Here is an 11,881-nt window from a genome sequence, read left to right as displayed (position 1 = left end):
GCGTCTATGAAGTCAAGGGGGCCCTGCAGGGCAAATACGCCACCCGCGAGGGATTTCGGGGCGAATACATCGTGCTGAAGTTCACCGATGTGCCGGCCGCGCCCCGGCTGTACCCGAATTCGAAGCGTGATACGATCGTTGAAGCCACGTCGGTGGATCAGGTGGTGACCATCGATCAGTCCGATACGGCCCACCGCTGGTACTACGATGCGGCGCGGGGGGAATTCTGGCTGCGGCTGGTCACGGGAGACAAGGCGAATGCGTACGGCGAAGCCAACATGGAAGACGGTGTAAGGCAGCCGTTCTCGCGGCACTACGGGGTCAAGATCGAGTAGCAGGAGGCCGTAACCCTCGCTTTTTTTCATCCGTCGCGATCCTTCAGGGCGTTCAAGTGTTGGAACAGGCGTTTCCGGCCATGCATTCGGGCCGGCGTCACCGACATCTGAACGTCCCATGAAATTCCTATTCGTTCTTCTTCTCTCCGCCCTGTTTGTCCTGCCTGCGCGGGCGCAATCGGCCGACAATTCGGAGACGCGCAAGGCGCGTTTGCACGCGAATCTGCACTTCCTCTTCCCCCAACTGTCCGAGTACCAGGTGACGATCGGGCCGATCGAGCCCTCCGCCGTGGTCGGAATGGAAGAAGGCGCATTTGTGATCAACGGGCAACAGGTTCAGCGCTTCCTGACGGATCCCCAGGACGCAACGCTGTATTTGCTGGCGGGTGGTCCTTTTAACGCCGGCCTTTCGCAGACCGAGTTGGACGACATGGGGAAGGCCCGGGAGCTCGAAGCCGCCGCCGAGGCACAAAAAACGCACGAAGCCTTGCTGGAAGCGACGGCAGGCATGCCGTCGAAAGGGCCGGCGGATGCCCCGGTGACCATCGTGGAGTTTTCCGATTTCCAGTGCCCCTACTGCGCCGCCGCGGCCGACACACTACGCCAGGTGCTGACGAAATACCCCGATCAGGTGCGTCTCGTGTACGTCCAGTTCCCGCTGGATAGCATCCATCCCTGGGCGAGGGCCGCGTCCATCGCCTCGATCTGCGCGGCGGATCAATCGATCGATGCGTTCTGGTCCCTCCACGACAGCTATTTCAGCAACCAGCGCGCCATCACGAAAGAGAACATCCTGGCCCAAAGCCGCGGCAGGCTGGGCGAAAGCGGGATCGATCTGGCGGCGTGGGATTCCTGCGCCGACGATGCGCAGTCGGAAGGCTACCAGCGCGCCAGCGTGGTTATCGAACGCTCCATGAACGTTGGGGGCCAGTTCGGCATTGAATCCACCCCGGGATTCTTCGTGAACGGCTATCCGATCAATGGAGCCCGCGAAAGCGCCCAGTTTATCGATCTCATTGAACGCGCCCTGGCGGATACCGGCGAGTGACGCTTCCCCTTGATCGCCGGGCATGAGCCGGCTATCTTGGTCCGATCCTCATTGGACCTCCATCTCCTTCACCTGCTGCCGTTATGCCCTCTTTCGGATCGAATCGCCGCCAGTTTCTCAAAGCAAGCGCGTTTACGGTCGGCGCTGGCCTGTATATGCCCGATCTCATCTCGTCCGAACTCAACGACGAAGCCGATCTGTCAACGACCGGTTTGCCCGCCGGCAGCGTGGTTGTTTTTCAGGGAGATAGCATCACGGACGCCGGCCGCAACAAGGAGAACCAGGAGGCCAACTCCGGCCGCAGTCTGGGAAGCGGCTACGCGATGCTTGCGGCGGCGCAACTGCGCGCCCGGCAACCGAAGATGGACTGGCAGTGTTTTAATCGCGGCATCAGCGGCAACAAGGTGTATCAGCTCGCCGAACGATGGGATGCGGACTGTATCACGCTGGCCCCGCACGTCCTGAGCATGTTGATCGGCGTGAACGACTTCTGGCACAAGCTGAACGGCAACTACGACGGGACGGTGGAAGTGTACGAGCGCGATTACCGCGCGCTTCTGGATCGAACGCGTGCGGCGCTTCCGGATGTGCGGCTCATCCTGTGTGAACCCTTCGCCGTCGCCGGCGGAACCGCCATCAACGAAAGCTGGCAGCCAGAATTTGATACGTACCGCGCTGCAGCGAAGCGGGTAGCCGTCGACTACAAGGCCCAGTGGGTACCCTATCAAACCCTCTTCGACGCGGCGCTCAAGCAAGCCCCCGCTTCCTACTGGTGCCCCGACGGCGTTCACCCGGCGCCCGCCGGCAATGCCCTCATGGCCGAAGCCTGGCTGAAGGCGTTCCGGAAAGCCAGCAAGTAAGCCGGCATCAGCGGCCTGGCCCACGCCCGACCGACCGTTGCTTCAATATGTGGAGCATGTGCGGCCGAGCGATCTGCGTCCACAGGTCGTAGCCGTCCCGGTTCAGGTGGAGCCCATCTTCCAGGAAAAACTCCGGCCGAGGCATCCCGTCCACCCCCAGCATAGGGGTGGCGACATCGATGTAGTGGAGGCGAGGCTCGCCGCCAGAGTACTCGGCGATCATCGCATTGGCCCGGAGCATCTGCGGCCAGAGGGTCCAACGCGCCAGACTCGGTTTGATGGGAATAAAAAAGATGTCGACCGCCGGCAAACGAGCGTGCACCCTGGCGACAAACGCCTTGTAGTCTTCAAGTACTCGCTCGGGGGTTTTGCCGCCGGAGATGTCATTATCGCCGGCATAAAAGACGATGGCGCGTGGCGCATATTTCAACACCGTGCGCTCCAGGTAGAAGTTGACGTCTGAGATGTGCGAGCCGCCGAAACCCCGGTTGACAACCGGCAGGTCTGGGAAATAGACCCCTGTCTGCCACATTCGGATGCTGGAGCTGCCGGCAAAGAGAATAGGTTGTGCAGGTATCGCATTTTTCAGATCCCAGGCCTCGAAGCCCAGGATCTCCTCGGTAAACCGGCCCGGGTCAGGGTCGTCCTGTGCCTTAGCCGGCGAGAGGGTTAAAAAGACCACCACACCCGCACACAACACCACGTTACGTATGGGTCTGGACTTCCTGCTCAACCCGAATCCTACGTGTTTCATTCCGATGTTTTTGATGCCCGCTTACCACCCGGCGGCGCTCCTCGGGAGGACGTCAGCCACAGGCAATACAGGGCCACAGCCTGCGCGGTGTTCGGGCCATAGGGTGGAATGGCGCCCTTACCAACGTGATAAAAGCGCCGAATCCTGGACACCGCAACATACGTCGGGATAACCCGGCGCCCAAGTACAAAATCCCTGCACGTTCAACACGTAAGCCTGAACCTCTTCGTGAGAGGTTAATTTCCGAGTCGGATGCTTGATAAGGAATCGATCAAACCGAACACACTCAGCAACCAGATCACGACGGCAATCACCACCACCGCATTCAGGATCGACTTTATTTTTCGATCCATAGGGATATACTGATTCACCAACCACAACAGTACGCCGACCACGATGAGTACGATAACAACGTTTAAAAGGGGCATAATTGACCTCTCTATGTTGGTTTTTTACATCGTAAAATAAATCAATTCCTTCCAGCGAGCCGTGTGAATCGACACTCGGTTACGCGGTGGGAATACACGGCCGAGAAATCAATGCGACGCGTTGAAACTAATTTCGCCGCTAGCGAAGAAAACCACGCAACCTACTCCTGCACGAATTCGCTTGAGCAAGAAATCAACGAGGTCAGTGGACGATGTACGCTTTACGTGCTTCCAGGGGGGATACCCATGGGGCCCAGATTCACCTTTCGGAACAATAGGGTTAGTGCAGCATGGGCCTCCCCATTCCCCAAAACACCGGCATTGTTCGTCAAACCTACCCTGTCTTTGGCCAAATTAAGGCCTTCTATCCTGGAATACAATGCTATGCCATAACCAATTCCCAGGAGCATTAGAGCGCAGGGCATTCCCAACCTGAATGGTCCCTCTTGCTTCGCGCGCGACCGAATTGTGGGGGGCGGTAAAAGAGAGTGACTCCCTCGTGCATGTCGGGCCGTGTGAACAAAGGCTCCTCGGCGCAATCGATGGGCAGACGAAGCAAGGGAGCCGGCTCTTCTCTATGCGAAATTACGCGCTGGTACATGCTGTCGACCGCAGTCACATAGGATGCCACCCGATCCACGTCATAGAGGGCTACGGTCACCGCCGTCTGTACTTCTGTTGTCAGGCGGAGGAAGGCGTGTCGCGCAAATTGCTCGGCAAAGGCATGGGCGCTGTCACGCGTCAGGTGGAGGTGGAGTTGCTTGAACGGTTGGAGGTCGAAGTAGGAGAGGTGAAGGTTTTCAGGTGACGCGACAATATACCGGGCATAAGGCGAGAGGCCCGCGATGGTATGGGGTGTGCCTCCATAACAGGTAGCGAGAACGAGAATATCAAATCGGCCGGCCCCGCGGGACCACTGTTCGACTCCGCCGGCGAGGTCATCGACCGTAAACGTCTCCCGTGGATGCGACGCATCGTAGCCTGCGCCACCGAACTCAGGTATTTCGTGACCGAAGTAGAAAAAAAGTCGTGTTTGATCCAACTCTGATGGCGCCCGGAACTGATTGTAGAGGTTTACGGCTGCGTCAAATCGTTCGGATTTGCGGTAGCGCCGGTACGATTCGGCAGCGAGGAGTTTACCTTGACGGTAGTAATAAAACGCGCCATCACGCCGCGTGATCAGGCGTCGAAGAAATCCCGGCCGGCGTCGCTCATGAAAGATGAACGCCTCCGCCTGTGGGTTCTGCGCCGCGATTTCGTGTGCCGAATCGAGCGCCATCTCGTCTGCCTGATGTGATCCACCCACGGTATCGTGATAGCGATATTTCCCATCCCCGTGGATGACGAAGACGATCGAATACCTTACAGGTGTGGTGATGGTGTCACCTGACGTCGTGACGTCTGACGGCAGCCGAACCGTACTACAGGAAAGTAATAAAAACAGCAAAGGCGCCACGCAGTAGATGCATCTGGAGGGCATCGAGTATGCCTGCGTGGCGCTCTGGCTGTTTTGAACTTGAATGGCCATCAAAAATCGAGGCTACACGATCAAGATCAATATGATTACGATCAGCAGTGCTGCGACCAGGCTGATCGTTATCGTCTTTTCCGCGGCCTGTTCAAGGCTTTGCACCGAATAGTCGGCGAAGGCATCGAGCCTCACATCCGGCACGCGATCAAAGCCGTTTACTCCGGCGAGTTCGTCGCGATTCTCCTGGAGGCTGGCGCGGTAAAGGTTGATACCAGCCCGATCGTCGCTCGATATCATGGGCGACTGCTCGACCTTATCGAGCGCTCGAGCCATGGCATCAAACGAGCGATCCAGGATGGCTCGCTTTTCTGCCGGATCGTCAGCGGCCTTCACACTGACCGCCATATCATTGAGATACTTTTGAATGCCGTCCATGTCCTGAGCGTGGCTTGTCTGGCCAAGGGCGAATAGCGACAGCACAACAGCTAGTATGCAATATTTAAGCATGGTTTTTCCTTTTTAAACAGAATTTACCTGGTGAAACTCACTTTTAAAGACTATCCGTCCTTAGCGAGGGTCAATTGCCGATTTGGACGGTTGACATGGAATCAAATAAACCGAATACACTGAGCAACCATATCACGACGGCAATCACCACAACCGCATTCAGAATCGACTTTATTTTTCGATCCATGGGGATATACTGATTCACCAACCACAACAGTACGCCGACCACAATAAGTGCGATAACAACGTTTAAAAGGGGCATAATTGACCTCTATTTGTGATGGTTAATTGAAACGTTACGGAAAGCAAATAATCGGGCCAGGAGCATCAATCAACAACCGGTGGCCCGACGGCCGCAAACTCCGGAGAAATCAATGCGATTCGTTGATACTTGATCATCGAGTCGCTATCGAGAAATACCACATTTCCTCCTCCTGAAAGCACACGCTCGACCAAGATACCTACGGAATCATCGATCGATTCATTGTTCGAATTTTTCCAGGAGTGTCCAACCTTGGATCCCAGGCTCGTCGCACTCTTGGCCTGATAATCCTCTTCAACAAAAAGTAAATAAACACCCTCTATTTCAAGGGTCTGACCGACGGCCGCAATCCCGATCGCGATGCGCTTCGACGCCGTTGCTATTTCAAGATCGAACATGGCGCGGTCGGTGGTGCCGGCCAGGGCTTTCTTGATGATCGGCCAGACAATGAGGCCCAAATCGCGTGTGGTGACGGTCGAGTAATCGCCGGACAGAGTACCAATCAACGCGTCCGCATGAGTCGTCAACTTCTGGAATGTTTTCAAGAAGTGCTCCTCTCCCACCAGGACCACCCATAAAGGGTCCTGATAGAAAAACCCCGAGAAGCGCTCGTCTGACCTGCGGAAAAAATCCCTGAGGAGATCAGAAGCGGACGAAGTTGGGGCAGACGGCTTTTTGAACGTTGGAATCGTGAATGGGAAGCCGTTGGCGCGAATGTCGATCAGTGTGTCGCGAAAGCCTTCGAAAAGCCGGCTTGTATGTTCGCTCAACGAGAGGACATAGTAGTGAGTGCTCAACTTCATGATCCGAGTCCTCACAAGGGTTAATAGACGCCGCCAGGTTACCCAAGGTGGTACACTACCAAGCACGTGGGAAATGCAGACCGAGCCAGCCTCACGTCAGACGGCTGCTCCTGACTCGCATTCCTGCCTGGCCAACCCAATCCTCGGGTGCGCAACACGCCGGATGTGGCGACCACACACAGCGCCACTCGATATCCCGGCCACGTACGACTTAATCAACCTAAGCGATAGCCGGTAGAAACCAACCATCAGAAAGGATGGAATGAGAACTAGTACTTCAGGACGAGAAGGGCGGGAGCAGATGCCGGGGAAGTTGCGGGCCGAGCGCGGAGGCGCTCATGGTGATGGGTCTTCCCTTCGGACGAACGCGGCGATCTCAAGTCGGGAATTGAGTGTCAGTTTTTCGAGGATATTGTGGACATGGCTTTTGACTGTGAACGTTGAGATGTACAGCCTTTCGGCGATATCCTTGTTATTGAATCCTTCCGAGATAAGCTCAACCACCTCTCGCTCACGGGACGTCAACTGAGTGACGTTGGCGGGGATCGCCTCTCCTTTATTAAAGGCATACTCAATAATCTGAGTAAAAAGAGAATTGGTCAGTACTGGTGGTAATATTTGCTCGCCCCCGGCGACGGCTTTTATCGTCGCGATATAGTCGCTCAATGGGGCATCCTTCAGGATAAAACCACTGCCCCCAGCCTTTACAAATTCGACGATGTCGACATGATCGGGCAGGATATCCATCGCGATGATCCTGGCCGTCGGGTATTCTTGCCGGAGGAACGCCATCAGCGATAGGCTATGAATCTTCTCAAGGCCCAGATCCAGGAGAACGACATGAGGAGGGGAGTCGATGCCAACGAGTTGGCGCTCAGCATCTATATCCCCCGAGCGCGCCGTGACCTCGAACTCGCCTTGATCGTTAAGAATGGCAGTGATTCCCTCGCGCAAGAGGCGGTTGTCCTCGATGAGGAGAATCTGAATCTTTGCCATACGAGACTTGGCTGCTGCTGGTGGGAATTCCGGAATTCCCCCATAGTTTAACCGTGTGGCACCGCTGGGATTACCGGATCGCGGCCTTGCGCTGAATGATGTGGAAACCGAAGTCCGTTTCCACGGGCGTTTCAGAGACTCCGTCGATTTCCAGGGTGCTGATGGCTTCTTCGAACGCCGGCACCATACTACCCTTGAACCAGAGGCCGAGATCGCCGCCCTGGCCGGACGTCATATCCGGGTTCTCGGCGGCGAAGGTGGCAAACTGGGTAGGGTCCTGCTTTAATTCAGCGATGAGGGCCTGCGCATGGGCTAACGCCTCCTCTTTCGTGCGGGTTACCTCCGGGCCGGCCTGTTCGGCGCCCGCGTAGGGCACCAGAATGTGGGCGCCAGAACGTCGCTCGAGGCGGGTGCGGCGGACGAAGGCAAAGCCGGACGGGAACTCCACCGGGCCGGCGACGCCTTCAATGGCGACCCCTTTCAACGCCTCGAGTAACTGGGGAGGGACGTTGTCGTCCTCCTTGAAGCCGCCAATGAAGAAATACGGCTCGTCGCCGAAGTCGTTGTATTCAAGGCCCATGGCCTCGAACGTCTCGGGGGTGACTAGCGGCTTGAGGGAATCGACCAGGACGCGTGCCTGTTCGGTGTTCCGCGTGACAGTGGGCGGAGACTGCGGGCCGGCGAAGCCGATGAAGAAGGCGTCGGCGCCGTAGAATGGCTTCTCGAGTGAGTTGCGGCGAATCACGTGATAGCCAAAGGCTGTCTCTACCGGCGCTACCGTAACCGCGCCGATCGTAAGCGTTTCAATCGCGGCATCGAACTCCTCTACCATCTGCCCGCGTTGCCACACGCCCAGATCGCCGGCGGTTGGACCGGAGGGGCCATCGGATTCCGCACGCGCGAGGTCATCGAATCGGGTGGAATCCGCCTTGATCAGAGCAATCAGGCTGTCGGCTTTCTGGCGAGCCTGCTCCTTGGAGCGCATTACGGTAGAATCTGCACGCATGGCCCCTGCGTACGAGACGAGAATATGCGCGCCCGCAAAATCGCCATCGACTGTGAAGAATTGCTCTTCCCCGACGTCGCCGTCGCCTGGTTGCGGTTGACCTGGCTGGCAGGCGCCAACCAATATGATGAGCAGGAGCGATAACGTAAACGTGAGATTTTTCATCTAAAGAAGCGATTGTCTACAAAAAAGTGCCTATTCGCGCGATGCTCGCCAACGTTTCAGACGGCCGGCTGTTTCGTCTGTGCGCAAAAAGACCTACACACACGGCGCCGGCGCGTCAGATCAAAAAGAGAAACCTCAGGTATAAGGGCCACGTTGCGGAAGAAATGATGCAGAAGCCGTTGTCAATGTTTGGCAATGGAAGTATACTTGCCCACGTTTCGCGCGCGATCACTACGGTGTTGCTCTCTTCCGTCGAGCCGGGTCCTCATACCCCTCCCCCTCCACGGGTAGCATATTACGCGTGTGCCGCTGCGCCACCCCACGGCCGGAGTTCGGGTAATCTGCACCCTCTCCCTGCTGATCAACATCCCTTTTCACGATCCCTGTAGAAGAGCGAATGCAGTCTAATCAACCCCAAACACACCGTTCCGCCCATCAGATCGATTGGGTGGCGAGTATTTTTATCATCAGTTACCACGTATTACTCGTTATCCTGTTGCCGATCTACCTGATGACCACGACGCCGTCCTGGTCGCTCTTCGGGTGGACATTTTTCTTCTCCGCCGCCTCGCTGATCAGCATCACAGCTGGCTACCACCGCCTGTACGCCCACCGTACTTATCGCACCAAGCGCGCGGTGGAAATGGTGCTCTTGTTTTTTGGCACCCTCGCCGCGCAGAGCAGTGTCTTTCGTTGGTCCTTCGATCACCGGCTCCACCATCGCCACGTGGACAAAGATGGGGATCCTTACAACGCGAGCAAGGGCTTCTGGCACTCGCACCTGCTGTGGATGTTGAAGGAAGGAGACCCGATCGAAGAGCGCTACATCAGCGACCTCAAGGATAATAAGGTACTCCAGATTCAGGAGCGGTATTACGGCTTGTGGTTGACGCTCGCCAATGTGATCGCCGTCGGCATCATCGGGTTTGTGACGGGCGACTGGTTTGGCGCTTTTGTCATCGGCTTCCTGGCGCGTGTCTTTTTTGTCCATCACTCCACGTGGTTCATTAATTCGCTCTGCCACATGTGGGGCTCGAAGCCCTATTCCACCGAACACTCCGCGGTAAACAACTTTATCCTGGCCGTGCTCACGTACGGCGAGGGCTACCACAACTACCACCACACGTTCGCCGGCGACTACCGCAACGGTGTCAAGTGGTACCAGTTCGATCCGCCCAAGTACCTCATCTGGGCCCTCAGCAAAGTCGGACTGGCCTGGGACCTCAAGCGCACCGACCCCTTGATGATCGAAAAACGACTGGTCCAGGCGGATCGGGAGTTGCTGATCGATCATCTGAACCGTATCGCGCACATCGACGTGACGGACATGAAGGAGAAAGTGCTCAAGCTCCACGAACAGCTTCTCGCCTCGATCGCTTCGGCAAAAGCGGTGACCGATCGCTTCCGCTCGCTGAACAAAAAAGAGCACCGGACCGAGTTTGACGAGGTCAAACGACACTTCCGTGAGTTACGGATGGAGATCAGCCGCGACTTGAAGATGTGGCGCCGGCTATGTCGGGACATCATGAAGCTGCAGCCCGTTCCTGCGATGTAACTCGGCATGATAAGCAGTAAGAAAGCCCGGGAGCGTATCGCTCTCGGGCTTTCTTGTTTTCTGAAACTCATACCCGTCGTGGCGGCTTCAGGCCCGACTCCGATCAGTGGAGGTGATGAGTACGACGCCCTCCCTCTCGGGCAGCACCACCGAAAGCTCACCTCGCGGCTGGGTCACGTCGATATCCGCGACGTCGGCCGGCCAGACGCATCTATACTGAACGGGCGCCCGATTATCGAGTGGTAACTCGGCGACCACACGTTCGCGCCCCGTGTTGATGAAAACGAGTGCTTCCACGCCATCGAGCCTGCGCCGGAAGCCGTAGACGCGCCCGCTGGCCAGCACCTGCTCAAACGTGCCGGTGCGGAGCACAGGCCACTGATGTCTGAGAGCGCAGAGCCGGGTGTACGCCTCCAGGATGTCGCGATTCCAGCGCTTACGCTCGTCCCAGGGGAATGCCCCGCGGCAGTCCGGGTCGTCGCCTGCGGAGAGGCCAATTTCGTCTCCGTAGTAGATACAGGGCGCGCCGGGCATCGTCATCTGGAGGAACGCGCTCAAGCGGATCGCGGAGGGGTCGTCCCCCACGATCCACAGCGGCCGCGCCATGTCGTGGCTACCGATGAGGTTCAGCTGGGCCTGGTTGATTTCCCAGTCATACAACCCATGCATCGCCTCGATGGCCTCGGCAAACGCCGGCGCATCGCGAGGCTCCAGCGAGAGGTGATTGCGATTGTAATCAGGCCGCAGCGTCTCCGCTCCACAGAAACTCAGCACGGCCCACGTGAAGATGTAATTCATCACGGCGTCAAACTGGTCGCCCTTCAGCCAGCGCCGGGCATCCTCCCAGATCTCACCGCAGATATAGGCTTCGGGATTGACCGCGCGGACGCGCTTGCGGAACGTCTGCCAGAAGACATCGTCGTCGATTTCGGCCGGCACATCGAGCCGCCAGCCGTCGATGCCAAATTCCAGCCAGTGGGTGGCCACGGAGAAGATGTACTCCTGGACGTCGAGGTTACGGGTGTTCAGACACGGCAACGCCGGCAGATTCCACCAGGCCTCATAGTTCAGCGGCTCGCCGACCGCGCGGGGGTACGGATTCAGCGGCCAGTTCTTGACGACGAACCAATCGATATACGGTGATGACGGCCCATTTTCCAGGATATGATGGAAAGGCCAGAATCCCCGGCTGGCATGGTTGAATACCCCATCCAGTATCACCCGCATGCCTTTTGCATGCGCTACATCGATCAACTCACGGAGAGCATCGTTCCCCCCGAGGAGAGGATCGACCTGGTAATAATCAAACGTGTGGTATCGGTGGTTCGAAGCGGACGAGAATATGGGATTCAGATACAGCGCCGTCACGCCGACTTGTTGCAGGTGATCGAGCCGATCGACGACACCGAGGAGGTCTCCCCCCTGGTATCCCTGTTCGGCCGGAGGACTCCCCCAGGGCTTGAAACGAAGGCTAGCAGGATGTTTTAGGCGTTTACTGCGCGCAAATCGGTCGGGGAAGATCTGGTAAAACACCGCGTTCTTCACCCAGTCCGGTGTCTCGGGCTTACGCATGGTCTGGTGATGATGTACTTGTGTGACTAGAGGCACGCTCCTTGACATCGAAGCGGCCGGCGGCAACGCGTTTTCCGAGTGAGACCTGCCCTCATCCGCCCCCCTCGAAGCCCCTCCTC

12 protein-coding genes are annotated in these 11,881 nt (G+C 57.3%); 4 read left to right on the top strand and 8 right to left on the bottom strand.

Annotation, left to right across the window (positions count from 1 at the left end):
• The 3 genes from SH809_13820 to SH809_13810 form a co-directional block, all read left to right on the top strand.
• On the top strand, window positions 1-335 hold a 335-nt coding region (locus tag SH809_13820; GenBank protein MDZ4700782.1), incomplete at its 5' end, for a hypothetical protein.
• Window positions 336-453: 118 nt separating this feature from the next.
• Entirely contained in the window at window positions 454-1,383 is a 930-nt protein-coding gene (locus SH809_13815; protein ID MDZ4700781.1) for a thioredoxin domain-containing protein, read from the top strand.
• An 83-nt stretch (window positions 1,384-1,466) separates the two neighbouring features.
• Complete coding sequence (locus SH809_13810) at window positions 1,467-2,243, top strand: SGNH/GDSL hydrolase family protein (protein ID MDZ4700780.1); 777 nt, start codon at window positions 1,467-1,469, stop codon at window positions 2,241-2,243.
• Window positions 2,244-2,250: 7 nt separating this feature from the next.
• Here SH809_13810 and SH809_13805 read toward each other — a convergent pair whose 3' ends face one another.
• The 7 genes from SH809_13805 to SH809_13775 all read right to left on the bottom strand — a co-directional run bounded on the left by SH809_13805 (window position 2,251) and on the right by SH809_13775 (window position 8,449).
• The gene (locus tag SH809_13805) at window positions 2,251-2,997 is read right to left on the bottom strand and encodes an SGNH/GDSL hydrolase family protein (GenBank protein ID MDZ4700779.1); all 747 of its coding nucleotides are present in this window, start codon (window positions 2,995-2,997) and stop codon (window positions 2,251-2,253) included.
• A gap of 236 nt (window positions 2,998-3,233) precedes the next feature.
• Entirely contained in the window at window positions 3,234-3,425 is a 192-nt protein-coding gene (locus tag SH809_13800) for a Thivi_2564 family membrane protein (protein MDZ4700778.1), read from the bottom strand.
• Window positions 3,426-3,834: 409 nt separating this feature from the next.
• On the bottom strand, window positions 3,835-4,953 hold the full coding sequence (locus SH809_13795; protein ID MDZ4700777.1) for a clostripain-related cysteine peptidase: 1,119 nt from the start codon (window positions 4,951-4,953) through the stop codon (window positions 3,835-3,837).
• Window positions 4,954-4,965: 12 nt separating this feature from the next.
• Window positions 4,966-5,403: a hypothetical protein gene (locus SH809_13790; protein ID MDZ4700776.1), complete on the bottom strand. Its 438-nt coding sequence runs from the start codon at window positions 5,401-5,403 to the stop codon at window positions 4,966-4,968.
• 327 nt (window positions 5,404-5,730) lie between these two features.
• The gene (locus SH809_13785; GenBank protein ID MDZ4700775.1) at window positions 5,731-6,468 is read right to left on the bottom strand and encodes a hypothetical protein; all 738 of its coding nucleotides are present in this window, start codon (window positions 6,466-6,468) and stop codon (window positions 5,731-5,733) included.
• Between the two features lie 336 nt (window positions 6,469-6,804).
• Entirely contained in the window at window positions 6,805-7,464 is a 660-nt protein-coding gene (locus SH809_13780) for a response regulator transcription factor (GenBank protein ID MDZ4700774.1), read from the bottom strand.
• A gap of 70 nt (window positions 7,465-7,534) precedes the next feature.
• Window positions 7,535-8,449: a peptidylprolyl isomerase gene (locus SH809_13775; GenBank protein ID MDZ4700773.1), complete on the bottom strand. Its 915-nt coding sequence runs from the start codon at window positions 8,447-8,449 to the stop codon at window positions 7,535-7,537.
• A gap of 583 nt (window positions 8,450-9,032) precedes the next feature.
• Here SH809_13775 and SH809_13770 point away from each other — a divergent pair.
• Window positions 9,033-10,190: a fatty acid desaturase gene (locus tag SH809_13770; protein ID MDZ4700772.1), complete on the top strand. Its 1,158-nt coding sequence runs from the start codon at window positions 9,033-9,035 to the stop codon at window positions 10,188-10,190.
• A gap of 87 nt (window positions 10,191-10,277) precedes the next feature.
• On the opposite strand, the gene SH809_13765 is transcribed toward SH809_13770, so the two are convergent.
• Window positions 10,278-11,762, bottom strand: coding sequence for a glycoside hydrolase family 13 protein (locus SH809_13765; GenBank protein ID MDZ4700771.1), 1,485 nt, complete (start codon window positions 11,760-11,762; stop codon window positions 10,278-10,280).
• Window positions 11,763-11,881 lie beyond the last annotated feature (119 nt).

The sequence above is a fragment of the Rhodothermales bacterium genome (genome assembly GCA_034439735.1).
Lineage (GTDB): Bacteria > Bacteroidota > Rhodothermia > Rhodothermales > JAHQVL01 > JAWKNW01.
The sequence above is the reverse complement of the archived record's forward strand: the minus strand, read 5'-3'. Positions and strand labels throughout refer to the sequence as shown.